Here is a 23,247-nt window from a genome sequence, read left to right as displayed (position 1 = left end):
CATTATTTATCACAGTTTCTGACTAGGAAAATGATTGTTGATTTAATATACTGCCTTTTGAGAGCTAACAGAATTTCAATAGACATAGATAGACTGTAGGAGGTTTCTATGCCTGAGTTTACTGTTAGAGTAGAGTTATCCGATCCCGAAAATGCAGACTATGTGTTATTAACACAGAAGATGGTAAAAGAAGGGTTTAAAAAAGAGATTAATGGTTTGAAAGGTAAATATGTTCTGCCTCATGCAGAGTTTAATTATCATACTGAAACTAAAGATCACAAAGAAGTTATCGAGTTGGCTTTTTCAATTGCAGAAAAAATAACCTTAAATCCTGCCATTTTAGTGACAGAAGTAAAAAATAGAGCGTGGAAAGGGTTAGAGCGACTTTGAGATTATCTTTATAAATAGATAAGCAAAGTAATAAAAGTCATCAAGGCTCGTGGGGGAGTCTGAACGTATTGAGATTAACGGTTTTATCGCCTATCTTTCTGCATTGAGTATTTATTCTTCTGCATTTTTCACTAGCAAAACGCACCATCAACATTATCATTTCATTATTTATAGTAAACACAAATTTTGTCGATGATATTGCATTATCATTGATTGTTTTGTTATCACTTTTAAACCATGGGATAAAGTGCATGAATTGGGTTTTAAAATCATTTTCACAACTCACTACCGATGAGCTTTACGCTATTTTGGCATTAAGAAATCAGGTTTTTATTTGTGAACAGCAATGTGCTTATCAAGATTTGGATGGTATTGATCAACAATCATTACATCTATTTGCTAATGATAAAATAACTTCGCAGTTAATCGCTTATGCGCGTTTATTACCTCAGGGTATGGTATTTCCACAGGCATCAATAGGGCGGGTGATTGTTGCTAAAGAGTATCGTGGTGGTGGCGTTGCTCATCTATTATTAAAAGAAGCCATTTCAGTATCTTTTAAACAGTTTAAAACCAATAGTGTAAAAATAATGGCTCAAACTTATTTAGTCGATTTTTATCAATCTCATGGTTTTGTTATCGACTCAGAAAGTTATCTTGAAGATAATATTCCTCATATCGATATGGTATTCATGCAGTCTAATAAATAAAATAACTTACAGATAAACCAGAAAAGAGTACGTTACCGATAACAAATTTAGCTGAATAAAAGTCTCTAATTGCTTAGATAAAAAGACGCCATTAGCTAATAAAACCGCTTTTGGCGCAGAGGAGAGTTATTTCAGGTTGAGATCAGGATAATAACTATGTTCTGTAAACTGACCATAGCTATTTTGTACCCTCTGCTCTTGTTCAGTCTGTCTTATTAATATGCCAAGCTCATCTAGACGAGCCCGTAATAAATTTCGCGTCTCATTTTCGTTTTCTAAGATTTTCTTTAGCATATCTGTGAGGCGTTGTTGTAGTCTCAGCTCACCGTCAGCAGGTTTTATCATCTTAGTGATACTTTCTACGCTTTTTAAATAATCCATTTCCATTTCTATCAGCTTATCCCATTGCTGATCTTTGGCAAGCGTTAACATTTGCTCACTTGATTTTAAAACATGCTCGTAAGCCGCCATAATATCCATATTGTTATCCACTCTAATTTAATAAGAATTAATCTGTGTGCCGATTTGTTGCCAAGCATCAGAAATTTCAGTTAAGAGCTTGATGACTTCATGAATTTTTTCTGGATTATTTTTTAAGTTAGCATCGAGTAGCTGATTAACCATATAGTCATAAAGGAGCTCCAGATTTTCTGCAAGCTCGCCACCTTTTTCTTTATCCAAACCTTGCTTTAACCCGTTACCAATAATATTAATGGCTTTAGAAATGTTTTCGCCTTTACCTGCGATATTTCCTTGCTCCATTAATATTAAGGCACGGCGAAGGGCGCTAAGCGCCCCATTAAATAGGATCTGGATCAGCTGGTAAGGCGTGGCATTTAAAATCTCGCTTTCAACGTCGATTTGAGCATACATTTTACTGGCTGATTGTTGATACATATTATCCTACTTTTAAAAATTACATTAATAAACGGCCGATTGATGCACTGGAGTTAGTCATGGAGTTCACCATTTTATCTAACTGTTGGAACTGGTTTTTATAACGTTCCATCGTGGCAGCAATATTACGTTCCGTATTTTTAATTTGGTTATCTAACGTTTTTTTCCGTTTTTTTACACCATCAGTGGCAATATCTAAGGTGCCATCTGTAGATTGCAGTGTTTTCTTCAGGAAATTATAAGTTTGAGTACCAAATCCTGTCTCTTTACCATCACCCATAAAAAACTCTTTGACGTTAGCTGGCTTTTCTTTTAACGCCTCATCAAGTTTTTTATTGTCGATTTCTAATGTGCCATCGACTTTAAATTTAATACCCATTTTATTAAGGGTATCTAATTCAGATGTGCTTTGTGAGCTAGTAACAAAGCTTTTTAGCTCAGACATAATCATACGGCTGGTGCTATCACCTAATAAAACCCCGTTGTTTTTAGACGATTCTTCGCCTTTTTCAACTTGGGTGTATTTGGTTAAATCTTTATACGTTGTGCTCAGTTCGTTATAAGCATCAGTCCAGGCTTTAATCGCCTTTTTCATTGGTTCAATGTCACGCGCTACATTGATAATTTCAGGCTTATCGACACCATCTTTATTATTGTCAGTGGTTTTTTTCAGATTTAAAACGATCCCTTCAGGCGCATCTTTAATCTCATTAGTCTGACGTTCAATCGCAATTCCGTTAACGGTTAATTTCGCATTTTTAGCGTCAACAATTTGTCTCATGCCTGATGTATGTGATGCATCGTCTTTGGCAGTTGAATTCGACAGGAATTGATTTAACTTATCATCACCTTCAACGGTGATTTTCATTTCAGATTTAGTACCTTCTTTACGTGAAGTTAGCACTAAATAGCTAGTATTATCATCAGCTTTAACAATAGTCGCTGAAACATTACCTTCTTTTTTATTGATAGCATCACGTAATTCAAGAATTGAAGTTTGTTTATCTTCTAATTCGATACGTAATGGTTTTTCTTCGCCGGGTTGTGTAATAACTAATGTCCGTTTATTACCTTCACCTAAGGTTTCCCCAAGCGGTTTCTTTACATCACTGACTGCTGTAGATTTTAATGTTTGAGCTTGAGCTAATTGGGTAACAGAAACGGTGTAGTTACCGACACTTGCTTTACCATCAGTGGTGACTTTAAAAGCATCAAATTCATCTTCAACTTTGGTACCTACAATTTTGTCGAATTTTTTTAAATCTTCTGATGCTTTTTGTAATTTATCGAGCTGTCCGCGCATTTTACCGTAAGCAGTAATTTGAGCTTCGTAGCTTTTCATCTGTTTATCAAGGGGTTCAAGGCGTTTATTTTCCGCCGCTTCTAATTGTGCCAATGTTTGACCTAGAGGCATCCCTGAGCCTACGCCTAGTGAAGCAATACCAGCCATACTGGTCTCCTTTCTGTGTTCGTAAAATGATCCTCAAAAAATGTTATCGGTAGAATCGGCGAAAAGTTTACGTCTATTTAGTATTTTTGATGAGTGAAACAGGCTGCCATATAGAAGCCTTTTATTGCCATTGATGACCAAAGTCGAATTTAGATGGGTTAAAAAAACGTTGAGACGAAAATTGATAAAAAATAAATAAAAAAATGATAATTTAATTTCTTTATTTATCATTGACTTGATATCGACTCTATAAAAAATCGCAGAAATTTTTGTAGGAAAAGTTAAAGGTTGTATGTGGAGTGCCGATAAACTTGTTGCCGGTGATTAACACCGAAAATGAATAGGCAAACTTTTATTTTATCGACTTGATTTTAAAGGAATCTAGCTATGGCACAAGTCATTAATACCAACTATCTGTCTCTGGTAACTCAAAACAACCTGAATAAATCTCAGGGAGCTTTAGGAAGTGCAATCGAGCGTCTGTCTTCTGGTTTACGTATCAACAGCGCGAAAGACGATGCAGCAGGTCAAGCGATTGCTAACCGTTTCACTTCAAACGTAAATGGTTTAACTCAAGCAGCACGTAATGCGAACGATGGTATCTCTATCGCTCAAACTACTGAAGGTGCTTTGAACGAGATCAACAACAACTTACAACGTATCCGTGAGTTAACAGTTCAAGCTAAAAACGGTTCTAACTCAGAATCAGATATCAAATCAATCCAAGAAGAAGTTGGTGAGCGTTTAAAAGAAATCGACCGTATTTCTGAACAAACTCAATTCAACGGCGTTAAAGTACTGAGCGGCGAAAAAGAAAAAATGACCGTTCACGTTGGTACTAACGACAAAGAAAAAATTGAATTTGATCTGAAAAAAGTTGACAGCAAAACGCTGAAAGTAGACTCATTAGAAGTCGGTGCAGAAATTTCAGGTATGTCTAAAGACAAATTTGATGCATTAATTGCTGGTTTAACAGACACTGATTTAGATACATTAAAAGTTGGTGCTGGTGATGCTCCTACATTAGCAGCTGGTGGTACAGCTAAAGTTACTGTAGATGGTAAAGAACATGATATGACTGTGACTAAATTAGCAGCAGATGCTGATGGTCAACAGTATATTCAAGGTACCGTTGATGGTAAAACAGTAACATTTAAAGCCACTGCAACAGGTGCTGGTGAAGATAAAGCTGGTGAAGCTGGTAAAATTTCTTATAACGTTGGCGAACAAGTTAAATCGTTAACAGCTGATGAATCAAAAAAAGCTGAGAAATTAGAAACTCAACTGAAAACGTTAGACGAAGCTATCAACACTGTTGATGGTATGCGTTCTTCTTTAGGTGCGATTCAAAACCGTTTTGAATCTACTATCAACAACCTGAACAACACTGTTAACAACTTATCTGCTGCACGTAGCCGTATCTTAGATGCTGACTATGCAACAGAAGTTTCTAACATGAGCCGTGGTCAAATCCTGCAACAAGCTGGTACTTCTGTACTTGCTCAAGCAAACCAAGTACCACAAACTGTTCTGTCTCTGTTACGTTAATTCGTACTCTGACACAAAAGATACCTTTCTATATTCAAAAGGTCCTCGTAAGAGGGCCTTTTTTTGTCATTTGTGTTGAAAAGTATTTATATTTTTCCTTCATCTATTTTTAAAAATTATGTCCATATAGCATTTTTCCTAAAGAAAACGATAAAAATCATTTTATGTTGTGGTGATTATAACGACACATTAGTGTGTGTTACATCTCGTATAATACGGATTTAAAGATGATAAAATCATTTAAATATAAAGGATTGAAGCAACTTTTTGAAAAAGGCGTTACATCAGAAGTTCTTGCTAATGATGTAGAAAGAATTAATGATAGACTACAATCTATTGATATAGCTAAAGATATTGGCGAATTAAATCGGCAAATATATAAACTTCATAAATTAAAAGGTGATCGAGAAGGATATTGGTCGATTACAGTAAGAGCTAATTGGCGTATTGCTTTTCAATTTATTAACGGCGATGTCTATATTCTAAACTATGAGGATTATCATTAATGAGACAATTTAAAATTTCACATTCAGGCGAAATTATTGCACGAGATTTAGAATACAGGCTCCCAGTATTTTATATTTAGCCCTACTTTTTTTAGTTTTATTTTTTCTTCCGATCTATTTCGCTTTTTTCTACAATAAATTATTCCTTGCAAATTAACTGACTGGCTTTTATTACTATTTTCGCGACGCCAAAAATCGTAAATCCTTCAAAATTGATGACGATAGTGTTTAGGCAATGTTATTACAGTGACGTAATAACCCACCTATTCATTAAATGTTTTAAAATCAAGTTGAAGGAATATTATATGCCACAAGTTATTATGACTAATCCAACATCACTGATTGCTCAAAATAATTTAAATCGCTCTCAAAGTGTATTAAATACTGCAATCCAACGCCTCTCTTCTGGTTTACGTATTAATAGCGCCAAGGATGATGCTGCGGGTCAAGCGATTGCTAACCGTTTTACCTCAAATGTTAATGGTTTGACTCAAGCTTCTCGTAATGCGAACGACGGTATTTCAATTGCCCAAACCACAGAAGGGGCATTAAATGAAATTAATAATAACTTACAACGTATTCGTGAGTTAACTGTTCAAGCTAAAAACGGTTCTAATTCAGATTCTGATATTAAATCTATTCAGGATTGTGTTTTACACTAGATGATGGGTAATATTAATCTATATTAATCAGCCAGTTAAAAGTGTTAGATGTGGCTTTTTGCTGGCTTTATTCTTCGAGTGTGTCGAAATTGTGACGCGCTCACTGTATTTGGTTAAATGCTCACCACTTAAATGGGCGTACCTCTTAACCATTTCTAATGTTTCCCATCCTCCCATTTCTTTTAATACCATTAATGGTGTTCCGCTCTGAACATGCCAACTTGCCCATGTGTGGCGCAGATCATGAAATCTAAAATCTGTTAGCCTGGTTAATTTCACCGCCCGTTCAAAATCTTCCAATCCAATAGTTCGTTTCCTTTTCCCGGTTCTTGTAAATACATATTCAAAGTCTTTTGGAATATTGCGTAAAATATTTACAGCATCTTCATTTAAGGGAAGAGGGCGACCTCGGTTAGATTTTGAGTTTTCAGGTGTTACTATTGCAACCCCTCTATCTAAGTCAACATTGCTCCAAGTTAGGGATAGTAACTCACCTCGTCTTGCTCCAGTTAATAATGCCAAGCTAACTAAGTCTTTCATCCACTTTAGCTTTAGATTATCAATGAGCTCAATTGCAACTTCCTTTTCGATCCATCTAACCCTGACAACTGGTTCTCTAAACGATGGAACATGCGGTTTTTCTTTTATCCATCCGCTTTTGTGAGCTAATGAAAATGCCCTCATAATAAATGAACGATACCTGTTTTTGGATGCGTTAGAGAGTTTTCTCTTTGTTTTCGTACTATACACAGGCAGTGAGTTCGTAATCTCATCACTAGTAATAGTGGATAGTTTTCTGCCCTTGAAAATAGCTAGGAAATACCTTGCATTAGTTTGTGCATTTGCAAAACTTCGATGACTCTCGGCGTTTCTTAGCGCCAAAATCATCATCTCATCGAATGTTCGTTCTGGCGATTTATCTAATTTATCTATCTGCCACAGGTCGTATTTTAATTTATCGTGATACTCCTGAGCCTTTACCTTGTTCGTGGTGCCAGTAGATCTCCTAATTCTTTCGCCACTTGGAGATGTGACATCAATCCAGTATGTGTTACCTCTTTTGTAGATCGGCATTTTAAATTTCTCCTGCCACCGACCACAGCCAGCCGGTAAACATTATTGTCATTAAACTGCGCCTGTTCAAACTTTTTCAGGCTATCCTTGTTAGCTCGCCATGAACCACCTACCTTAAACATGTAATATTTTGGTGGGTTTTTATAGATAGTCGATGGTGAGAGTTTTAGCTTCCCTGCAAACTCTTTCAATGTCATGCAGTCATCTTCCATTCTTCTCTTCCTTTTGCAGATTTCTGATGTATTGGCACATAACATCTTTGGTGTTGTACTTTGTGTGATTTAGAGGCTTAAACTTCGGTGTGTATTTATCGAGGATCTGAGTGGTTAGTTTGTCGTTGGGTATTCCGTGACTTCTTAGTTCGATTAAGCACTCCTTTGCTATTTGCCTTCGTGCGTTTTCCATTGCCTGTGCATTCATAGTCTTTGCCTTTTATTACGCAAAGTGACCATATATGATTTACGACAGTTTTCTATTTCGACAGGATAGATATTCTTTCCTATCTTTATTTTGTGGCTAACGATTATTCCAGTTCGATTATATTTCTTTTTATGGGCTTCCAATGCCTCATTAATAGCAATCCTTTCTATGGGCGTGACTTCACCGCGAATTATTAATCTCATAATTCACCTATATTAATTGAATACTTTCTTCTGCTTGGTCGCCATATACATCCCAATCACCGTATTTCTGACGAGCGAATAATTCGAGGCGTGGAACATCTCCGTATAATTCCTCCAAACGATAATGTGCCTCTTTTGGCTTTTCGCTGTGTTCACCTAAGCACGAGTAAATAACTTGTCGAACACTTGCAGATTGACGAGGTAATCCATTCCCTCTTGTAGCAATTAAACACATTTCGATATTTTGACGGGTATAATTACCGCAATTAATTTTCGTCTCGCTGTTTAATATTTCCATGAAATCGAAAAAGTCTTCTGGAGGTTTTTTATTTATTCTATCTCCTGCATTTTTATTTAATTTCACCCATGCGAACCCGAACATATTTTTAACTTTAAAATCCCATGCTTCGGCTAATTTAATTGCTTCGAGTGCAAAGTTTCCTGTGTACCACATAAACAGTGCGGCATTTTTAGAGGAGTGTTTCTCTATTGGTAATCGAGAGAGGGAATATAAATCTGTGGTGTTGTAATGATTATCTGCTGCGCCATTTGAAACTTTATTATTGTAAGACCAAGGAGGATCGCACAATATCAAGTCATATTTTTTCATTCTCCGCATCCTTCATTAATAAATATGCTAGGCATATCGCACGAGTTAGTTTTTTATCTTCTGCCACATTCCAACCAGAGCCACATTGCCAAATTCCATCTACATAGCTAATGGCAATTTTATTTGTCTCTACTAGGCTCATTGCCATAGCGTGACCAAAGAAATCAATCCATTCTGTTTCTTCCCATGTTTCTTCATTATCATATTTAATACTGGCTTTTAGTTGGCGCTTAAATAAATTTAAACTTCCAGTTCGCTGCTTGATATCTTTATACTGAATACAGTCATCTTTGCAGTTAAGAATGAATACCTTTTTATTAATATCGAAGTCAGATAGTTCGGTGTATTTATTCATTGGTTAACTCCCAATATTCGCAAATTCCTCTCCTGATAATTCCACCTGCTTCCAAATGACCAATTACACAACTAACCTGACTTTTAGAGTATTCAGGACTACATAAGTAATACAATTCAGCATTTGTCAATTTGTTGTATTTTAGAAGATTAATTATTTCCTCTTTTAATTCATTCAACTCTCATCACCTCACCACAAATAATAGTTAAACCCCTCGCTGACATTAAATATTCAGCACGTTTATTGCATTCCGATTGCGTGTATAAATCCTCAGATATTGGCACTGCATGATTGTTCATAATTAACAGCAGGACGAATAGCTTCATGTTTATTTTCTCTATATGCACATTTGAATATGTGAGCAATAACATCAACAGTCCACGCATTCCCATAGCATTTATATGACTGTGAATTTGATACGATATTTTCACACCAGCCATCGGGGAATGTTTGTAGTCTGGCACATTCGGTGGGAGTTAATTTGCGATAATGACAGTTACTAATGGAATCCCACTCATGTCTATCATATGAATTGCGTCCAGATGAACGAATAGTTTTACTCTTATCTCTAATCGCGACTTTCGGCTCTCTGTGCCCACCCTGGCACGTTGAAAGCGTTGGAGCTTTTCCAGCATCGGAATAAATGCGTTTTATCTGCTCATTACCTTTAATATCTGAGGCATTAGCAACATGAATTAGTCCGTCTTTGGATTGTTTAATATTCTCTCTTGGTTCGCATGGCCTAAATACTATTTGTCGCCTTGATTTGCTCAGATACTGATTTAAATTTGTTCCTTTCGAGTAATTAGCATCAATACAATATGACTTTTCTCTATCGGCAACACTGTCATCATCAATGATATCTTTCAGCAAAATACCCTTATCTTCTGGCTGACTGACTTCAAAATTAGTCCAGTAATAACGCTGTCTATTTTGTGCTGATAATAAAGAGCTATTAATAAGAGTTTTATTTACATAACCCAATGCACGCTCCGTATGCAGTGTTATATATTCCTCAAACTCCTTTTTCATTTTTACATTTTCGAGCATGAATTTAGCGTCTGGATTATTTTCTAATACATGGCTCATTATTTTTAATGTCGTCCAAAATAATTTACCGCGCTCATCTTTATCGCCTAATTGCTTGCCGGCCAGTGACCAACTTTGACATGGAAATCCCGCAGTAACTAACCCAACATTTGACCAATTAATATCCCAATCACGCCAATCATTAACGTCACCTAATTGGATATTATCTGGATAATGAAACTCAGATACTTTATTGGCGAATTTATCTATTTCAGCAATGTAATATTTATCAAATTTAATTCCAGCGCGAGACAGTGCCAATCGCCCAGCGGATATTCCGTTGAACAAACTTAAATATATCATTTTGATTTCCTATAGATGTGCAGAACCCTGTATTAGCATGAGTAATACATATCCGATTATTTGCATGGTTGTTTACTTCGAATGTTTAATTAGAGTTTCTTTAATCCAGCTCTCAGCTTCGTCATTACATGACAAAACATTATCCATTATTAATTCAATATCAATGGATTCATTTGCAATATGAGATAACGTGTTCATAAACATTACAAACTGTTTCTCATCACACTCTATAAAGTTAGCTCTGTATGCGCTAATTAAATGATTGCGAGCATATAGAACGCCTAGTTTCATTTGTTCTCTATTGTATTTATCCATCACTCCACCTTTATTTGCTTTAACGCCTCACGAACAGCGCTTAATCGTGATTCCATCCTTAGATATTGAGGGTTAGGAATAGAAGGCCAATCGTTATACCAAGCATCATCACCAAACAAGCTAAGCAATTTACCACCTAAAAAACTATTGCAACAATCATCCTTAACACTATCTGATGCCTCGATTAAATCCCAATATTCCCTTGCTTCGTATTTACCTATTTCATCATCTTTGCGTAGCTTGATAACTTGCTTTTTAGCGTATTCAGCATTTGCATCGTTATCAGCTTCTAGTTCAGAGATTAAATTAGAATCTAGTTTTCCTATCCAGTAGTGATTATTGATACGCTGAATAAACTCAATTAGTGGGCTGCCCATCGAACCCCAAAAGCAAGACCATGAACAACCGCTTTCGCTAATTGTGACACGACCATTTTGATTATCGCCGTAGTCCTCAAGATAAACACGAATAGGGTCGTGACGTTCTACATCCGTTATCACTAATTTAGGCACTTGAGATTGTTCAACTTTCATCACTCCACCTTTCTATACCCAGCTCTATATAAGCGCTCTGCATGTTTTCTTGCAGTACCCATTCCCATATCAACTAAACCTATGCCACCAGTTGATAAATCAGTTGCCATTTGCTGAATTTCCTTTTCTGCTATTTCCTTACGCTTTTCATCTGCAATTTTCTTCGCTAAATCTGAACACTCAAAACAAATATTTGCTGCCTGACCTTGGATTAAATTATCTTTACCGACACTCCCACCGCAAAGGTTGCAAACATTCTTAGGGTCTGGCTCTGGTACGATGAATTTCATAATTTGTCCGTGGTGCGTGAAATCGTTCATATTCATTCCTCTTCATTGCATCCCTGCGAGTTAAATTAATCTTTCGTTAAATCAAATGCGTCATTAACAATGGATTGCTCCACAATGTAATAATTTTCTTCGTTGTCGCTTTCGCACTCACCGCAATTTGTGAAAATATCAATAATCGCTTGTTTCAACTTCGTATTTTCTTCTTGTAACTGTTCAATAGTCATATCTCTCTCCTGTTTACATCCTTGCACTGAGTTCTAATTCCAATTAGAGATTTCTTCTTCGATTAAGTCGTCTATTTCGTAATTAGTGGCTTCTTCGTTGAGAAATAAACGTGCTTCGGTAATGTACTTCTCTCGGTTCTCGTCAAAGAACTTTGAAAATTCAGGTGACCATCCTTGCCAGCACCCACTGAAGTCAACTTTTGCATTATTCTCTGCCATATTTTGGATCATCATGTCAGCAGTAATCACGCCAGATTCACGACAAAATCCCTTTAAGTCGCGTTTTCTGTAATAAGGTGAAACCTTAGAATCACAAACACCCTTGAATCGTTGCTTCCATCTCTGAATGCAACGACCGTGTAAACTTTTCATGGTTATATCCTTTGGCTAAACGGGTATGTGGGGGTAGGCGCTTTGGCTAACTTCTTCAAACTCGCCTTCAAATACTGAGGCGTTTTCCTGATCGACATTAGCCTCTGCTTTTTCATCAAGAATGACGGCTTTCTGCATTTCGATAGAGACGGGTAGATATTTAAACAAGCGACGGATAACAGTTTTCTTCGCCATTTCTTCCCAGTGAGAAACCCAAGGGCCATTTTGTCCTGCTTTACTTGATGCTCTGACTTTCTCAATTTGGTTATGCGTCATAACTTCAAACTGGACTCCGCCATCTTTCAACCTTGCGACAGCGTAAACGTGTGTAATGGGCGAGTCCTCATTTTCACCCGGTACGTGCGTTAAGTTTTCATTCAGTCCATACTCAAAGTGGAAACTATCACCTTGCCTTACCGTTCTGGCTGAAATGCTGATTATTTGATTTGAGCGACGGGCTAGATCAATCATTCCTCGGTAGCCAATGATTAGTTGCACATTCGATTGACCTGACTTTGCTTTACCATTGCCGAATGGGAGTAGGTAAGCATGGCCTAAGGCATTACCGGGCTCTAATCCTAGCTGTGAACACTGCACAACAGCACCGATAAAACTCTGCATGTCACAATTTGCAAGTGCTGGAGTTTTGCGGATCTCCGTTGTTACAATCCGTATCATACGGTCAGGTGTCATGTGGCGAGGAAGGGCGGCCGCTAACTGCGCCTTCATGCTTGGCTGGTTAATGAAGTGAATTAGTTGCTGATCCTTTGTTTTGGTCTTTACCTCTGTACCTTGTGTTTTTTGTAAGTCAGCTTGAGCTAATGGTGGGTTACTCATTCCTTAATTCCTTAGCCCAGTAGGGCAGTGATAATGTGCGTATACCTGCCCACTCGTCCGTTTTTAGGCATTCTGCATACGTTCTTAAATTTTGTTTATAGGTTGTTCGACCAATATCTTTTGCTTGCTGGTCTAAATTGAAAACTCTAACGGGGTATCTACCGCAGTCGATAGTCGTGCTGACAACGAGAAAGACAAATACAGGGGATTCGCCAGTTAATGATTTATATCCATCAGAATAAAAAGAGTCCTGCACGTGATACCGATATTCGTACATAGAGCGGTCAAATCGTTGAATGTCAGCGGAACTTTTTACATCAACAATCCAATGGTGATCTTGAATGAGTTTATCTGGTCTACAACGACAAAGAATATCCGTATCTTCATCATTCCAATAAATGCTACTTTCAGCTACTCCGTTAGCCTCTAGGCACCATTTAGCAATAGGGTGTGCCATTGCACTATCTCTCATGAGCATTAACTTCTTGTTATCGTCATGAGTAATTGGTGTGATACCTTCCCGCTCACACATATAAAGGAATTCCTTTTCCTCTTGCTTCCCTGCATTGGTTCTTCGATTTACATCAGGTCCTATCTTGTATCGCTTACCATACTCATCAGGTTCTAACAAAAGACAGTGAATAGCAGTCCCGAAATCCAATGCCTTTATTTTTTCTTCATCAACAGGAGCATCCTTACTCCAAATATATTCGGCTGGCATTTCACTTATTAAATCCAACTGAGATTTGCTGATCCCTAATCCATGGTGATAGTCCTCATTTGAAATTCCGTAATGGATACCTGGTTTCACGACATCCTCCTGCGTTCTTGATAGTTCTTTAACTCCTTGTAAAGACCATCAATAGTCATATCGAAAACGCTGTCACTCCATTGACTGGTAATATCCTTTGGTAATCCATCAACCACATTAAATGCGACATTACTTAACTCAGCGTCCTTTGCATCAATCCATGATGTTTCTTCCTGTCTGCGTTCTTCCATTGCGTCAAGTTCATGATAAGGATTCACGCAACCCTCCTTAGTAGTGCCAACTTAGGAATAGGCGCATCCTTACTTGCTTCACTGACAATCCTGTCAATCTCTTCCTTGTCGAACTGCATAATCCATTGCAGGGCTTCCACCGGGTCAATTTCCGTTAACTTAGCCAACTCAGCGAAACTTCCTGTTTCAATACTTAGCTTGCTACTTTCGTCAAATTCCATGACTGTTTTATCGTGTATTACTCGCGTTCCGTTCGAGTAGCTGTATGAAATTCGCATAATCACCTCAACTTACAAATGTCGGTATTACGCCAACTGTTGTCACAATGACCACGGCTAAACTGAATAACCATGTGCTTGTACGTTTATTTTTACGTGCTTGAGGCGTAGTGATACGCACCGCCATGCAATCACGCATAGCGCTGTAATAGTTAGTTTTCATTGTTACCTCGCTAGGTGAGCGATAGGGTGGCTATCTGGTGTTGGTGCGGTGGGTTACTGCTGAGGTATTTCCTTGATATCTAATTCCGTGATGTTTGCTCTGCTAATTAAAACTCCAAATAAATACATGTGTTCGGCACAATCCCCTTCATCTTCTGCTTCAATATCCTTTTCCCAAGGCTCGCCATTCCATTTGCAAGTCACTTTGAACATTGGCATTTCATATGCTCCTTAGGTAGTGGGTTACTGCTGACTATTTGATTCGTTTAACTTGTTGGCGGGCAAACTTCTTTGTGTGACCTTTAGCAATTAGGCGTTTAACTTGATACTCACGATTGAGTTTTTTAGCCTCTTTCGTATTATCAGGCTTAACTCCTCCGTTATATTTTTCGTTCATATCACCCCCTAGCCTTTAACATTGCATCTGCCATGAGGTAGGATTCTTTAGCAACCCATGCCGCAGATTGTTCGTTTACATTATCAATCATGCAGTGGTTGGATAAGATTCCATTCATAGCCTCAGCAGCTAGATGGTCTCTAAAAGAAATATCAGCCAACATCAATTCTTTAACTTCCGCTTTATCTTCCATCTCTATCTCCTATCTATTAATCAACTCAACTTTTGAATTAAGTAGTCGCATGCCTTTAGTTTTCTTTTCGCTATAAACTGTTCGCATGCTTCGATACTAGTTGCACCAAGCAATAAAACTCTACTTGGTTCGTTTCTGTATATGACCCGATACATGACAATATTCCTATTAATCAACTCACCACAGCCCACTAAGTAATGAACTCTGGTTAGCTGCCCATATATCGTCATGGGCTAACGCTATTCAAGCCATGAATAGGATCGGCATAATATTTATTTTTCTCTCAGTTTAGATTTGAACACTTACATAAATCCTCCGATTCAAACGGTGCTTGGTAAATATGGCGAGACCGATTTATCGCCTTTGATTTGTTGGTCTAAAAAAGTTATCTCACCACGGCCCACAGAATGGACTGTAATTAGTTAACTGTGCCTGCTTTTAACCACGTCAGGCGAGGTGGTTCCTTACTTTCCACAGTCAAGGAAAATTGATATATTGGTTATTCCACAGTCAATATAAGGAATGATTTAAATGGCAAATTTTATTGTTCGTATTGAGCTATATAATGCGGATTATGACGATTACGAGACTCTTCATAAAAGAATGGAAGGTATTAAATTTTACCGATACATTACGTTTTCAAATGGTAAAAACCATGACCTACCAAATGGCACATATTTTGGTAAAAGCGATTTAACAACTTCTCAATTGCTTGCTGAGGTTAAAAGAGTCGCAAGAGGACTATCTAAATCAAAAGACCCATCAATATTTTTATGTTCTTTTAACGATTGGACGGCTTCACTTTACCCATCTAAGTGACCGCATCCATTAGCAGGTATTGAATTCTTGTCTGGCTGGTTAGCTTGATTAATACGCAGTACATTAATGGCCAATTTAATGGCATCCTTGAATGTGATGCCTTCATCTATTGCTATTTCTTTTATTAAATTCTCTAATTCTTCCATGTTATTCCCTCTATCTCGCCGTAACCCCGAACTCACTCGGCTGTTTTGTTTTAACTCCTGAAAATACTGCTACATTAGGTAAGCAACAGTTATCTCCACTTGGATAATGCTTTGTTGGTTTGAGAGAGAGAACAGGGCGTTCTTTCTTCTCTTTCACTGAGTTAGCTTTAGTAATTTCTTCCTCTTTCAGCTTGCTAGCTCTGAAAGATGCATATCTAGCGTATTGACGCGCTTTATATGAATCACTATTTACATGCTTAACTTCTACTTGTTTACGTTCACCTGCTTTCTTGGGTGACGTTTTTAACGGTTGAATATAAGTTGTCATGTTGCCTCCTCTGAATAAGTTTTAGTGATTGGTGGTAGGTAATTACTTCCTACTTGCGTGATGGGATTCGAACCCACAACCCCAGCTTTATGGCCTCGCTCTACCGTTGAGCTACACGCATTCACCAATCCCAAAACTCACTCAGTGAAATGTTGGACAAGATGTCATTGTCCGTACTGCTATATTTTTAAAGAGCATGGCTTGCTTGTGTATCTTGCTTGCCGTTGATGTGATTAAATGTATACGATAAGTAGACGCATGTAAATACTAAATGTAGACATTTGAGATAAATAAAAGTCAACTATCTGTATTTTCAGATAATTTATTTTCAAATAAATCTCAGATTGGAATGCAGATCACTTCTTTGGAGGGGAGATGGTACAAAAAAGCCCTCGCGGAGAGGGCTTTTTATTGTATTTGTATATAGAAAACCCTCGGCTATGCCAGGGGATATTTATTTTATTTTTTTACAGATAATAATGCCTATGACTTTCATGAAGTTTTTCTTTTACTTCTCGGTTTTCGGCTTTCTTCAGTTCCTGATTCATTTCCTTGTTCTGAGTGCTCACTATTTTCACCAGATCTATCTCCGGTTGGTTCGCTCTCGACAGCGTCTGATTCAATGTCATTATTTCTGTTGTCATTTTCTTGATTCTCGGTTTTTGGTGTTTCGTCAGCAGTTCTTTTTAGAAAACTTTCAAAATCTGATACGAAAGGTGTGCCACCAATTATATTTGGGTCTTTTATGATCCATTGGCTAATCATATTATAAACATTTGCTGACAATCCATCAGGGCAGTTTACATTATTGAAAAGATCTTTGGCCTCACTTCTATCTATTACAAATCCATGTGATGGATAGTTAACTATTAATTTAGTTAGTGATCCTTCTTTCAGGTTATTAGATTTTTTTGTTAATCGCTCACCGTAAGATAATGCAATTCCCATAGCTCTTTGATGTTCACCAATTTTATGTGGATCAATTTGGCTAGCTATTGGCTGGTATAAATTACTAACTAATTCTGATGCTATGTCTGCTGATAGTCTAGTGCTAATTCCTCTGCCATATTTTATATCAGTGAGATATTGTCTAAAGGCCGATAAAGTGCGTGATTCTAATTGATCTACAGCTTTAAAGATATCAAGAGTTGAGCTAGACTCTCCCATTTCATCAGCTTTTCTTAGTTGTATATCAAGAGGTCCTAATTCACCTCGGTCACCAATAATTAGGTTATCAGCAGAAATAACAGCTAATGTTCCTGCGCTCTTACATAAGCTTGGCACAAGAACTGATACATTTCCAGTATAATAATGTTGCAGAGCTCTACCAATTCTATATCCTGCATCAGGATCGCCGCCATAAGTAGAAATACATAAAATTACATGTTCACGCTTTTTATTGGCAGTTATTCTATTTTCAATTTCTGTTGATAATTTGTTGTATCCAGCCCTTGTTATGTCCCCTATGTACACATAAACATCAGTATCATCAATAGTATCATGGACACCAGTATCTTTTTCCATATTATATTCCTTTGTGTATAAACCAGATCCCATTTGGTGTGTAGAAAAATAAATATAACTAATACCTTATTGTATTAAAACGTGTCGTCAGGCCATTGTGACTTGATTACTTTACCTATGATTGTGCAGTTACCGTTAATAGGGATCAGGTCATAGCGTGGGTTTAATGGCTCTAGATACTCAACTCCGCCTTCTCTAATCAATCGTTTGAATGTGAACTCATCATTTAGCAAACGAGCGACACAGAAATCTCCGAACTCTACTTCTTCCTCAGGATCAACCAGAATTAGCATTCCTTCAGGAAAACTTGGCTTACCTCCTGGTGGTGCTGTCATTGATTGACCTTCAACCTCCAACCAGAAAGAGCGCTCACTGGCTTTCTTAGCTGTAGGAATCCACGACACAGCATCTTTCTGAGTATATGAGTTAAATTCTGTTGAGAAAGCGCCAGCTTGTACCTTCGTGAATAGAGGGTATTCATATGTTGGCTGCTGATGACTAATATCTTCTTTTTCGATACTAATCGAGCCATCTGAATTAATAACTGCGTTATTTACACCAACAAATGCCAGTATTCCCGCTATATCATGCAGAGATGGTTCTCTCTTTCCTGTCATCCAATGGCCAACGGCACCCTTCGAAACCGAAAAGCGCTCAGCTAAATCATCATAAGTAATGCCTTTGTCCTTCATCAAGGATTTGGCTAGTTCGTACCATTTCATTTTCATACCAAGATTATACGTTATGTATACATATATGTGGACACACAAAATGTATACTTTTATATTGAGTTATCGGATACTTTATGTATACTAATCTAATTGTAATAAGGAGGTTCTAATGAACAATTTAAGTCGATACAGAAAAAAATTGGGAATCACCCAAAACGACTTAGCCAAAGAGCTTGGATGTACAAAAGGAAATGTCAGCCATTACGAAAATGGTAGACGTAAAGCTGACTTAGACGTTTGTAGAAAGCTCGTTGTTTTCTTTAATCAAAAAGGTGTGAAAGTCACTATTGATGATTTATTTCCACCAAAAGTTGCTTAGTTTCACTCGCTCTTTAAAAATTCACGCCATGCCTTTTGACCTCAATCGGCAATTATTATCAACAATCCGCTCATATGGAATGAGCCACGGATCATTACTGCTGTTCCCAATATGGGAAGTAATCACATAACGGAGTATGAACAATGGAATATGCAAATACACGCAAACAATTTAATCAATTCATTTCAAATCACTTAATGGCTTCGGCATTACAGGCATTGAGAAGTAAAACTCAATCGGTAGTGGCTAAAACATTAGGTGTTCATGACTCAACCATTCTACGCAGAACTGAAAAATATCCTGAGATATGCGAGACATTAGTCGCATCAGGGATAGTCGATTTTGTGATGGAAGGTGAGAGGAAAATATCAGAGGAAGAATACCGCTTTTTATGGAAACAAATAGGTGAACTGTCACAGATGAGAACAAAAGAAAACGCCCCGATTGTTGGAGCAACCGAGGCGCATTAATAAATGGACTTAACCATTTAACTTAACAAATACACTGTATCAATAACCAGTATTAAAGGGAAGCTTATTTTGAGTTTCCCTTTTGCTGATACAGCTTATGAATAAGGGAATTATACCATGAAGAAAAAGGTTAATCATTGGTTTAATCGTCACGAAGTGCATAAAAACATCATGCGAGATAAGACGTTACGAGAAGTGACACCGTTAGGAAGTAAACGTCTAAAGGAAGCATTCGAAGATGCAAAATTGAGAAATGAGCATCGTGAGAAATTACTAGGAGGATCGCATGAGTAATGTTGCATATGCAGATTTTGGCAACAAGAACTATGGGAGTTCGCGCATGGATAACTCTAAGTTGGGTCATGTTGCGATATTCAGGAGTCTACTAAATGCAAAATGGGCAGAAGATACAGCAAAGTTATCCCTTTGGATTAGATTGTTAAGTCAGGCTAGACATAAACCGAAGAGAGTCGAATTTAGTGGTGTTTCTTGGGATCTTCGCGAAGGCCAGTTAGTAACAAAGGCGGGTGTGTTGGCTAGAAAGTTAAAGGACTCCAAAGGGAAAGAAAAAACAGAAAAGCAGATCCGTGACATGCTAGATTTTTTTGAAAGTGAAGGCATGATTTCCCGCACAGGAACCCGCCACGGAACAGTAATTACCATCACAAATTATAGTCAATATCAGGCTAATTTTGAGGTGACAAATCAGGTAACCAATGAAGTGACAATCAAACCCAGTGATATCAACGCCTCAAGAGGTGGTGAGGTGACAAACATCGTAACGAATGAGGTGAAACAGAATAAGAAGTTATTAGAATTAGAAGTTAAAGAACAAGATATAAAGATCCCCCTTACCCCCGTTGGGGAAGATATCGCTCTAGAAATTCTCGATTATTTTAATCAGCTAACCAATTCTAAATTTCAATCTACTGAACCCATCCTAAAAGCGCTTAACACCATCAAGTCAAAGGGCGAATGTTACACACCTGATGAAATTAAACTTGTGATGGAGTGGGCTGTTAAGACTTGGACTAAAGGGAAGGACTTAAAACCTCAGAACTTGTGTCGAATGACTCGCTTCGATGGCTACCTTTCAGATGCGCTCAAGTGGAAAAACCGTGACGGTATCAATCCTGTCGATTGTCCTCATGAAGAATTAATTAAAATCTGGAACAAATACGTTCCTGAAAGAGCCATTGATTTTCATGAGTGGACATCACGCAGACCTGCTTACAAAGATTTGGAAGCTGTCTGGAATGGCAAAACTAACAAGGGGCAGTGGCGTGAAGTAAAACATATGGACACCTGCTTCAAGCTGATATCGCAATCAAGTTTATTCACTGGCTTGCAAGAAAAGGGGTGGTTAACTCTTGACTGGATCTTAACGCCGACAAGATGGTCGCAAACCTACGAACAAGCCAAGCGCGAATATACCGAACGGAAGAAAGGGATTGTTTAATGGAAAATAAATTCACGGATTATTACTCAGAGCAGGCTGTCATTGGGGGAATACTGATCGCTACATCTGAAACCGAAGAGATTGCTATCTCAGCGATTGAAAGTTTAGTTGCTGATGATTTCACCTCGTCATCTCACAAAGCCATATTCAATGCTATGCAGAGCCTGGTTAGAAATGGCTCTAAGGTTGATTTGGTTTTACTGAATGGAGAGCTTGAGCAACAAGGGAACTCAGATATTACTGGTGGGTTCGGCTATCTTGCTGAATGCACGAAAAACACATCAAGCATTCAAATGTTACCTGGTTATGTTCAGAAAATTAAGGATCTAACCACGGCTCGAAAAACGCTTGCTGTTCTCAATGAAGGCATTGCGAAGATTAGTTCATCAAATGTTAGCAATCTTGTTGATGTTGTCGGTGAGGTTCAATCGACAATCTCATCAATGGACACAGGTAGTGTTGTTGAAACACAGCACATCATGGACGGTGTGAATGAGTCGATAAATATTCTTGAATCGATAATCAACGGTGACATCTGGAAATATAAAACTCAGTTTGGCTTACCTGATATCGATAAAGCATTTGGTGGATTTAATAACACCGATTTGATTGTTATTGGTGGCCGTCCTGGCATGGGTAAAACCATGTTCAGTACAGCTATTTCAAAAGCAATTGGATTGAAGCAAAAGAAACCCGTTGTTTTTTATAGCCTTGAAATGCCCTCATGGCAGATATCAGAACGCATTTCATTTCATCACGCAGGCGTTAACAAGCAAGACTTACTTGGTGATGATAAATCTAAGGTCAATATGGATGAGGCTTGGGCTAAATTATCTCATGCACTTGCTGATATTCAGGAATCACCGATTTATATCAATGACCGACCATCAATGAGTATTCATGAAATACGTGCCGATGCTAGAAAGATGCACAAAAAAACGGGTGGTTTAGGTGTCATTATCGTTGACTACTTGCAGAAAATGAAAATGACCAACCCTGAAAATATGAATCAGTCAGTAGGTGAAATTGCAACAGGACTAAAAAACCTCGCAAAAGAGCTTAAATGCCCCGTAGTCGCACTTGCACAGTTAAACCGTAACTTGGAGCAACGAACCAATAAGCGCCCCGTTAATGCTGATTTGAGAGAATCTGGCGTTATTGAGCAGGAAGCAGACGTTATCTTCATGATTTATCGTGATGAAAAATATCATCCCGACACCAACCTGAAAGGTATCACTGAGATTATTTGCACTAAATCACGTCACGCTCCTGGTGCAGAAAAAACATATTACTTCACTAATGCTCGTGGTGGTTTAGATCAGGCTGTATTAAGCAATCTAAGCAACGACTACGTAGATGAAGAAATTGAGTGTTAACACGCAAGAGGATTTTTAGATGAATAATAAATATTTAGAAATAACGCTAGGAACAGGCGATAAAATTATATCAACAGTAGCTTATCCAGACAGAGTATATGCAGGAGTATCAATTTCTAATCGACACGACGGGGAAAGAGATATTTGTGGTGAGCCTTTTCATTTTCCAGCGGGAACTACAACAGATGATTTAGATACGCTAGTAGTGATTAAATCTAGCTCAATAGAATCGCTGAAAGCCCTCAAAGCAAGGATTGATGAGGCTATTGATTTGATGGAGTCATCTAATGCAGGGAACTAATTGGGTTAAGTGCTCAGATAAAATGCCAGAAGTGGGCAAGCCAGTAATTGTTAAATTGGGAACCGTGCTTCACATCATGCACATCAGTGACTTTGATGGCAAATGGGATGATGGTGAATTTTTATCGGGAGTGGGATTAGAAAACATCAAGTATTGGCACGAGCTCCCACCAATGCCAGAGGGTGAATGATGAGGTGGATGCGTTATTTATTGCATGACAGATGGGTATTGATTAAATGGTGTAGGAATAACAATCCAAGCCATGATTTAGCCGAGAATGTCATTAGGTGCTACAAGCTGAAAGGGTGGATAGCTAAAGATGTTAGACGCATATGCAACAAGCCATAGCAGCATGGAACAGGAGAGCTAACAGTGAGTGAATTAAATAACAATCCGGAATTTGGAATGCCAATCATTAGTAGAGATAACGCTGAGCTTCATCCCGATTTAAAAGGAAAAGTTTTCTATTTAGTTGGTTGGGATGATATAGCGTTTGCCATAACAAAAATTAAGGGCAGTACGGATATAGATTTCTACACAGGGAGGGTAATGGACAAATTCCGCCCTGCAATGAAAGATGAAATTGCATCAGTTAGCGAGAAATAAGGGGCTAACTTGGAAGCAGATTTCCTCTTCCACGAATCAACAAAAAATACCGCATGGCAACACCTCAAAGAAGTTCTAGCAACAAACCAACCACACCGAATCATCATCAAGCCTTGGAAAAACAAGCGCTCACTATCTCAGAATTCCACTTTTCATATGTGGTGCACAGAGATAAGCAAATACCTATGTAAGAACAACGCCAATTATACGCCTGAAACCGTTAAGGAGATGCTTAAGCATACATTCTTAGGTTACGAGGTGGTCGATATGATTGACGTTACTACACAACTTACAGAGCGCGTAAGGACACTTCGAAAAACATCAAAACTTGATACAGGTGAAATGTTC

Annotated in this window: 40 protein-coding genes, 1 tRNA gene and 1 pseudogene; 15 read left to right on the top strand and 27 right to left on the bottom strand. The window is 37.9% G+C overall.

The features are described 5' to 3' along the window. The first annotated feature begins 108 nt into the window (after positions 1-108). Entirely contained in the window at positions 109-390 is a 282-nt protein-coding gene (locus ABN212_RS17235) for a DUF2622 domain-containing protein (RefSeq protein WP_198619838.1), read from the top strand. A 251-nt stretch (positions 391-641) separates the two neighbouring features. Next, positions 642-1,100: a GNAT family N-acetyltransferase gene (locus tag ABN212_RS17230; protein ID WP_198619839.1), complete on the top strand. Its 459-nt coding sequence runs from the start codon at positions 642-644 to the stop codon at positions 1,098-1,100. Between the two features lie 126 nt (positions 1,101-1,226). On the opposite strand, the gene fliT is transcribed toward ABN212_RS17230, so the two are convergent. The 3 genes from fliT to fliD are packed head-to-tail and all read right to left on the bottom strand — an operon-like array spanning position 1,227 to position 3,447. Continuing rightward, positions 1,227-1,580: a flagellar protein FliT gene (gene fliT / locus ABN212_RS17225; RefSeq protein ID WP_023581843.1), complete on the bottom strand. Its 354-nt coding sequence runs from the start codon at positions 1,578-1,580 to the stop codon at positions 1,227-1,229. 18 nt (positions 1,581-1,598) lie between these two features. Then, positions 1,599-1,997: a flagellar export chaperone FliS gene (gene fliS, locus ABN212_RS17220; protein WP_023581844.1), complete on the bottom strand. Its 399-nt coding sequence runs from the start codon at positions 1,995-1,997 to the stop codon at positions 1,599-1,601. Between the two features lie 19 nt (positions 1,998-2,016). After that, positions 2,017-3,447, bottom strand: coding sequence for a flagellar filament capping protein FliD (gene fliD, locus ABN212_RS17215; RefSeq protein ID WP_198619840.1), 1,431 nt, complete (start codon positions 3,445-3,447; stop codon positions 2,017-2,019). Between the two features lie 387 nt (positions 3,448-3,834). Between fliD and ABN212_RS17210 the strand changes: the two genes are divergently transcribed. From ABN212_RS17210 to ABN212_RS17200, 3 genes and pseudogenes are all read left to right on the top strand, one after another. After that, a complete protein-coding gene (locus ABN212_RS17210) occupies positions 3,835-4,995 on the top strand; it encodes a FliC/FljB family flagellin (protein WP_109373771.1) in 1,161 nt (386 codons plus the stop codon). Positions 4,996-5,222: 227 nt separating this feature from the next. Then, a complete protein-coding gene (locus ABN212_RS17205) occupies positions 5,223-5,501 on the top strand; it encodes a type II toxin-antitoxin system RelE/ParE family toxin (RefSeq protein ID WP_349443490.1) in 279 nt (92 codons plus the stop codon). A 305-nt stretch (positions 5,502-5,806) separates the two neighbouring features. Next, a pseudogene (locus tag ABN212_RS17200) lies at positions 5,807-6,148 on the top strand (flagellin FliC); the annotation flags it as partial. Positions 6,149-6,190: 42 nt separating this feature from the next. On the opposite strand, the gene ABN212_RS17195 reads toward ABN212_RS17200, so the two are convergent. The 19 genes from ABN212_RS17195 to ABN212_RS17105 form a co-directional block, all read right to left on the bottom strand. Continuing rightward, complete coding sequence (locus ABN212_RS17195; RefSeq protein WP_349443489.1) at positions 6,191-7,237, bottom strand: tyrosine-type recombinase/integrase; 1,047 nt, start codon at positions 7,235-7,237, stop codon at positions 6,191-6,193. Beyond that, positions 7,141-7,449, bottom strand: a complete 309-nt coding sequence (locus ABN212_RS17190; protein ID WP_349443488.1) for a hypothetical protein — start codon at positions 7,447-7,449, stop codon at positions 7,141-7,143. Before ABN212_RS17190 ends, ABN212_RS17195 begins: the two co-directional genes overlap by 97 nt. A gap of 204 nt (positions 7,450-7,653) precedes the next feature. Further along, entirely contained in the window at positions 7,654-7,860 is a 207-nt protein-coding gene (locus ABN212_RS17185) for a DUF4060 family protein (RefSeq protein ID WP_103004601.1), read from the bottom strand. A gap of 7 nt (positions 7,861-7,867) precedes the next feature. After that, entirely contained in the window at positions 7,868-8,470 is a 603-nt protein-coding gene (locus tag ABN212_RS17180) for an MT-A70 family methyltransferase (RefSeq protein ID WP_349443487.1), read from the bottom strand. Next, on the bottom strand, positions 8,457-8,825 hold the full coding sequence (locus ABN212_RS17175; protein ID WP_156733272.1) for a hypothetical protein: 369 nt from the start codon (positions 8,823-8,825) through the stop codon (positions 8,457-8,459). Before ABN212_RS17175 ends, ABN212_RS17180 begins: the two co-directional genes overlap by 14 nt. Positions 8,826-9,095: 270 nt before the next feature. Next, positions 9,096-10,217: a DNA (cytosine-5-)-methyltransferase gene (dcm, locus tag ABN212_RS17170; RefSeq protein WP_349443486.1), complete on the bottom strand. Its 1,122-nt coding sequence runs from the start codon at positions 10,215-10,217 to the stop codon at positions 9,096-9,098. 72 nt (positions 10,218-10,289) lie between these two features. Then, the gene (locus tag ABN212_RS17165) at positions 10,290-10,532 is read right to left on the bottom strand and encodes a hypothetical protein (protein ID WP_159287552.1); all 243 of its coding nucleotides are present in this window, start codon (positions 10,530-10,532) and stop codon (positions 10,290-10,292) included. Next, positions 10,532-11,065, bottom strand: coding sequence for a hypothetical protein (locus ABN212_RS17160; RefSeq protein WP_349443485.1), 534 nt, complete (start codon positions 11,063-11,065; stop codon positions 10,532-10,534). Before ABN212_RS17160 ends, ABN212_RS17165 begins: the two co-directional genes overlap by 1 nt. Next, positions 11,065-11,385: a hypothetical protein gene (locus tag ABN212_RS17155; protein ID WP_349443483.1), complete on the bottom strand. Its 321-nt coding sequence runs from the start codon at positions 11,383-11,385 to the stop codon at positions 11,065-11,067. The genes ABN212_RS17160 and ABN212_RS17155 overlap by 1 nt, the downstream gene beginning before the upstream one ends. Before the next feature lie 35 nt (positions 11,386-11,420). Beyond that, a complete protein-coding gene (locus tag ABN212_RS17150) occupies positions 11,421-11,579 on the bottom strand; it encodes a hook protein (protein WP_349443482.1) in 159 nt (52 codons plus the stop codon). Positions 11,580-11,612: 33 nt separating this feature from the next. Beyond that, positions 11,613-11,828 carry a hypothetical protein gene (locus ABN212_RS18920; protein WP_432807471.1) on the bottom strand — a complete coding sequence of 72 codons (216 nt, stop codon included), beginning with the start codon at positions 11,826-11,828 and terminating at the stop codon, positions 11,613-11,615. A 138-nt stretch (positions 11,829-11,966) separates the two neighbouring features. Further along, on the bottom strand, positions 11,967-12,788 hold the full coding sequence (gene recT / locus ABN212_RS17140; protein ID WP_349443480.1) for a recombination protein RecT: 822 nt from the start codon (positions 12,786-12,788) through the stop codon (positions 11,967-11,969). Continuing rightward, positions 12,781-13,599: a PD-(D/E)XK nuclease-like domain-containing protein gene (locus ABN212_RS17135; RefSeq protein WP_349443479.1), complete on the bottom strand. Its 819-nt coding sequence runs from the start codon at positions 13,597-13,599 to the stop codon at positions 12,781-12,783. The genes recT and ABN212_RS17135 overlap by 8 nt, the downstream gene beginning before the upstream one ends. Next, positions 13,596-13,817 carry a hypothetical protein gene (locus tag ABN212_RS17130; RefSeq protein WP_099659849.1) on the bottom strand — a complete coding sequence of 74 codons (222 nt, stop codon included), beginning with the start codon at positions 13,815-13,817 and terminating at the stop codon, positions 13,596-13,598. Before ABN212_RS17130 ends, ABN212_RS17135 begins: the two co-directional genes overlap by 4 nt. After that, a complete protein-coding gene (locus tag ABN212_RS17125) occupies positions 13,814-14,011 on the bottom strand; it encodes a hypothetical protein (protein WP_349443478.1) in 198 nt (65 codons plus the stop codon). Before ABN212_RS17125 ends, ABN212_RS17130 begins: the two co-directional genes overlap by 4 nt. 64 nt (positions 14,012-14,075) lie before the next feature. Then, the gene (locus ABN212_RS17120) at positions 14,076-14,231 is read right to left on the bottom strand and encodes a hypothetical protein (RefSeq protein ID WP_284309062.1); all 156 of its coding nucleotides are present in this window, start codon (positions 14,229-14,231) and stop codon (positions 14,076-14,078) included. 53 nt (positions 14,232-14,284) lie between these two features. Next, positions 14,285-14,449 (bottom strand): hypothetical protein, encoded by a 165-nt coding sequence (locus tag ABN212_RS17115; protein ID WP_196736883.1) that lies wholly within the window; start codon positions 14,447-14,449, stop codon positions 14,285-14,287. A 34-nt stretch (positions 14,450-14,483) separates the two neighbouring features. Next, complete coding sequence (locus tag ABN212_RS17110) at positions 14,484-14,627, bottom strand: hypothetical protein (protein WP_349443477.1); 144 nt, start codon at positions 14,625-14,627, stop codon at positions 14,484-14,486. Between the two features lies 1 nt (position 14,628). Continuing rightward, positions 14,629-14,820: a hypothetical protein gene (locus ABN212_RS17105; protein WP_349443476.1), complete on the bottom strand. Its 192-nt coding sequence runs from the start codon at positions 14,818-14,820 to the stop codon at positions 14,629-14,631. A gap of 531 nt (positions 14,821-15,351) precedes the next feature. Between ABN212_RS17105 and ABN212_RS17100 the strand changes: the two genes are divergently transcribed. Next, complete coding sequence (locus tag ABN212_RS17100; RefSeq protein WP_349443475.1) at positions 15,352-15,639, top strand: DUF2622 domain-containing protein; 288 nt, start codon at positions 15,352-15,354, stop codon at positions 15,637-15,639. On the opposite strand, the gene ABN212_RS17095 is transcribed toward ABN212_RS17100, so the two are convergent. The 5 genes from ABN212_RS17095 to ABN212_RS17075 all read right to left on the bottom strand — a co-directional run bounded on the left by ABN212_RS17095 (position 15,624) and on the right by ABN212_RS17075 (position 18,395). Then, positions 15,624-15,785, bottom strand: coding sequence for a hypothetical protein (locus ABN212_RS17095; RefSeq protein ID WP_349443474.1), 162 nt, complete (start codon positions 15,783-15,785; stop codon positions 15,624-15,626). The genes ABN212_RS17100 and ABN212_RS17095 overlap by 16 nt on opposite strands. A gap of 10 nt (positions 15,786-15,795) precedes the next feature. Beyond that, entirely contained in the window at positions 15,796-16,113 is a 318-nt protein-coding gene (locus tag ABN212_RS17090; RefSeq protein ID WP_349443472.1) for a hypothetical protein, read from the bottom strand. Between the two features lie 55 nt (positions 16,114-16,168). Next, a tRNA-Tyr gene (locus tag ABN212_RS17085) sits at positions 16,169-16,234 on the bottom strand. Positions 16,235-16,605: 371 nt separating this feature from the next. Next, positions 16,606-17,637: an SDH family Clp fold serine proteinase gene (locus ABN212_RS17080; RefSeq protein ID WP_080974777.1), complete on the bottom strand. Its 1,032-nt coding sequence runs from the start codon at positions 17,635-17,637 to the stop codon at positions 16,606-16,608. 74 nt (positions 17,638-17,711) lie between these two features. After that, complete coding sequence (locus ABN212_RS17075; protein ID WP_349443524.1) at positions 17,712-18,395, bottom strand: LexA family protein; 684 nt, start codon at positions 18,393-18,395, stop codon at positions 17,712-17,714. Between the two features lie 82 nt (positions 18,396-18,477). Between ABN212_RS17075 and ABN212_RS17070 the strand changes: the two genes are divergently transcribed. The 9 genes from ABN212_RS17070 to ABN212_RS17030 all read left to right on the top strand — a co-directional run. After that, positions 18,478-18,687 (top strand): helix-turn-helix transcriptional regulator, encoded by a 210-nt coding sequence (locus tag ABN212_RS17070; protein ID WP_049257589.1) that lies wholly within the window; start codon positions 18,478-18,480, stop codon positions 18,685-18,687. Positions 18,688-18,830: 143 nt separating this feature from the next. Then, positions 18,831-19,157, top strand: coding sequence for a CII family transcriptional regulator (locus ABN212_RS17065; protein WP_349443470.1), 327 nt, complete (start codon positions 18,831-18,833; stop codon positions 19,155-19,157). A 117-nt stretch (positions 19,158-19,274) separates the two neighbouring features. Continuing rightward, positions 19,275-19,451 (top strand): hypothetical protein, encoded by a 177-nt coding sequence (locus ABN212_RS17060; protein WP_164484703.1) that lies wholly within the window; start codon positions 19,275-19,277, stop codon positions 19,449-19,451. Beyond that, positions 19,444-20,616: a DNA replication protein gene (locus tag ABN212_RS17055; RefSeq protein WP_349443469.1), complete on the top strand. Its 1,173-nt coding sequence runs from the start codon at positions 19,444-19,446 to the stop codon at positions 20,614-20,616. The genes ABN212_RS17060 and ABN212_RS17055 overlap by 8 nt, the downstream gene beginning before the upstream one ends. Beyond that, on the top strand, positions 20,616-21,992 hold the full coding sequence (locus ABN212_RS17050) for a replicative DNA helicase (RefSeq protein ID WP_349443468.1): 1,377 nt from the start codon (positions 20,616-20,618) through the stop codon (positions 21,990-21,992). The genes ABN212_RS17055 and ABN212_RS17050 overlap by 1 nt, the downstream gene beginning before the upstream one ends. Before the next feature lie 19 nt (positions 21,993-22,011). After that, a complete protein-coding gene (locus tag ABN212_RS17045) occupies positions 22,012-22,293 on the top strand; it encodes a hypothetical protein (protein WP_349443466.1) in 282 nt (93 codons plus the stop codon). After that, complete coding sequence (locus ABN212_RS17040; RefSeq protein WP_349443465.1) at positions 22,280-22,483, top strand: DUF551 domain-containing protein; 204 nt, start codon at positions 22,280-22,282, stop codon at positions 22,481-22,483. Before ABN212_RS17045 ends, ABN212_RS17040 begins: the two co-directional genes overlap by 14 nt. 182 nt (positions 22,484-22,665) lie before the next feature. Beyond that, a complete protein-coding gene (locus ABN212_RS17035) occupies positions 22,666-22,899 on the top strand; it encodes a hypothetical protein (protein WP_161671196.1) in 234 nt (77 codons plus the stop codon). A gap of 9 nt (positions 22,900-22,908) precedes the next feature. After that, positions 22,909-23,247 (top strand): recombination protein NinB (locus ABN212_RS17030; RefSeq protein ID WP_349443464.1); only part of this gene is annotated, 339 nt, incomplete at its 3' end.

The sequence above is a fragment of the Proteus genomosp. 6 genome (assembly GCF_040139785.1).
Taxonomy (GTDB): domain Bacteria; phylum Pseudomonadota; class Gammaproteobacteria; order Enterobacterales; family Enterobacteriaceae; genus Proteus.
The sequence above is the reverse complement of the archived record's forward strand: the minus strand, read 5'-3'. Positions and strand labels throughout refer to the sequence as shown.

What these genes read in the sequence shown, in the direction of transcription:
- ABN212_RS17105 (WP_349443476.1), bottom strand. Translation starts at nt 14,820, where the DNA reads ATGGAAGATAAAGCGGAAGTTAAAGAATTGATGTTGGCTGATATTTCT.
- ABN212_RS17095 (WP_349443474.1), bottom strand. Translation starts at nt 15,785, where the DNA reads ATGGAAGAATTAGAGAATTTAATAAAAGAAATAGCAATAGATGAAGGC.
- ABN212_RS17205 (WP_349443490.1), top strand. Translation starts at nt 5,223, where the DNA reads ATGATAAAATCATTTAAATATAAAGGATTGAAGCAACTTTTTGAAAAA.
- recT (WP_349443480.1), bottom strand. Translation starts at nt 12,788, where the DNA reads ATGAGTAACCCACCATTAGCTCAAGCTGACTTACAAAAAACACAAGGT.
- ABN212_RS17100 (WP_349443475.1), top strand. Translation starts at nt 15,352, where the DNA reads ATGGCAAATTTTATTGTTCGTATTGAGCTATATAATGCGGATTATGAC.
- ABN212_RS17080 (WP_080974777.1), bottom strand. Translation starts at nt 17,637, where the DNA reads ATGGAAAAAGATACTGGTGTCCATGATACTATTGATGATACTGATGTT.
- ABN212_RS17230 (WP_198619839.1), top strand. Translation starts at nt 642, where the DNA reads ATGAATTGGGTTTTAAAATCATTTTCACAACTCACTACCGATGAGCTT.
- ABN212_RS17180 (WP_349443487.1), bottom strand. Translation starts at nt 8,470, where the DNA reads ATGAAAAAATATGACTTGATATTGTGCGATCCTCCTTGGTCTTACAAT.
- ABN212_RS17115 (WP_196736883.1), bottom strand. Translation starts at nt 14,449, where the DNA reads ATGCCAATGTTCAAAGTGACTTGCAAATGGAATGGCGAGCCTTGGGAA.
- ABN212_RS17210 (WP_109373771.1), top strand. Translation starts at nt 3,835, where the DNA reads ATGGCACAAGTCATTAATACCAACTATCTGTCTCTGGTAACTCAAAAC.
- ABN212_RS17125 (WP_349443478.1), bottom strand. Translation starts at nt 14,011, where the DNA reads ATGGAATTTGACGAAAGTAGCAAGCTAAGTATTGAAACAGGAAGTTTC.
- ABN212_RS17235 (WP_198619838.1), top strand. Translation starts at nt 109, where the DNA reads ATGCCTGAGTTTACTGTTAGAGTAGAGTTATCCGATCCCGAAAATGCA.
- ABN212_RS17120 (WP_284309062.1), bottom strand. Translation starts at nt 14,231, where the DNA reads ATGAAAACTAACTATTACAGCGCTATGCGTGATTGCATGGCGGTGCGT.
- ABN212_RS17040 (WP_349443465.1), top strand. Translation starts at nt 22,280, where the DNA reads ATGCAGGGAACTAATTGGGTTAAGTGCTCAGATAAAATGCCAGAAGTG.
- ABN212_RS17045 (WP_349443466.1), top strand. Translation starts at nt 22,012, where the DNA reads ATGAATAATAAATATTTAGAAATAACGCTAGGAACAGGCGATAAAATT.
- ABN212_RS17050 (WP_349443468.1), top strand. Translation starts at nt 20,616, where the DNA reads ATGGAAAATAAATTCACGGATTATTACTCAGAGCAGGCTGTCATTGGG.
- ABN212_RS17165 (WP_159287552.1), bottom strand. Translation starts at nt 10,532, where the DNA reads ATGGATAAATACAATAGAGAACAAATGAAACTAGGCGTTCTATATGCT.
- ABN212_RS17175 (WP_156733272.1), bottom strand. Translation starts at nt 8,825, where the DNA reads ATGAATAAATACACCGAACTATCTGACTTCGATATTAATAAAAAGGTA.
- ABN212_RS17160 (WP_349443485.1), bottom strand. Translation starts at nt 11,065, where the DNA reads ATGAAAGTTGAACAATCTCAAGTGCCTAAATTAGTGATAACGGATGTA.
- ABN212_RS17060 (WP_164484703.1), top strand. Translation starts at nt 19,275, where the DNA reads ATGAAGAAAAAGGTTAATCATTGGTTTAATCGTCACGAAGTGCATAAA.
- ABN212_RS17185 (WP_103004601.1), bottom strand. Translation starts at nt 7,860, where the DNA reads ATGAGATTAATAATTCGCGGTGAAGTCACGCCCATAGAAAGGATTGCT.
- fliT (WP_023581843.1), bottom strand. Translation starts at nt 1,580, where the DNA reads ATGGATATTATGGCGGCTTACGAGCATGTTTTAAAATCAAGTGAGCAA.
- fliD (WP_198619840.1), bottom strand. Translation starts at nt 3,447, where the DNA reads ATGGCTGGTATTGCTTCACTAGGCGTAGGCTCAGGGATGCCTCTAGGT.
- fliS (WP_023581844.1), bottom strand. Translation starts at nt 1,997, where the DNA reads ATGTATCAACAATCAGCCAGTAAAATGTATGCTCAAATCGACGTTGAA.
- ABN212_RS17190 (WP_349443488.1), bottom strand. Translation starts at nt 7,449, where the DNA reads ATGGAAGATGACTGCATGACATTGAAAGAGTTTGCAGGGAAGCTAAAA.
- ABN212_RS17110 (WP_349443477.1), bottom strand. Translation starts at nt 14,627, where the DNA reads ATGAACGAAAAATATAACGGAGGAGTTAAGCCTGATAATACGAAAGAG.
- ABN212_RS17090 (WP_349443472.1), bottom strand. Translation starts at nt 16,113, where the DNA reads ATGACAACTTATATTCAACCGTTAAAAACGTCACCCAAGAAAGCAGGT.
- ABN212_RS17070 (WP_049257589.1), top strand. Translation starts at nt 18,478, where the DNA reads ATGAACAATTTAAGTCGATACAGAAAAAAATTGGGAATCACCCAAAAC.
- ABN212_RS17195 (WP_349443489.1), bottom strand. Translation starts at nt 7,237, where the DNA reads ATGCCGATCTACAAAAGAGGTAACACATACTGGATTGATGTCACATCT.
- ABN212_RS17155 (WP_349443483.1), bottom strand. Translation starts at nt 11,385, where the DNA reads ATGAACGATTTCACGCACCACGGACAAATTATGAAATTCATCGTACCA.
- ABN212_RS17150 (WP_349443482.1), bottom strand. Translation starts at nt 11,579, where the DNA reads ATGACTATTGAACAGTTACAAGAAGAAAATACGAAGTTGAAACAAGCG.
- ABN212_RS17065 (WP_349443470.1), top strand. Translation starts at nt 18,831, where the DNA reads ATGGAATATGCAAATACACGCAAACAATTTAATCAATTCATTTCAAAT.
- ABN212_RS17055 (WP_349443469.1), top strand. Translation starts at nt 19,444, where the DNA reads ATGAGTAATGTTGCATATGCAGATTTTGGCAACAAGAACTATGGGAGT.
- dcm (WP_349443486.1), bottom strand. Translation starts at nt 10,217, where the DNA reads ATGATATATTTAAGTTTGTTCAACGGAATATCCGCTGGGCGATTGGCA.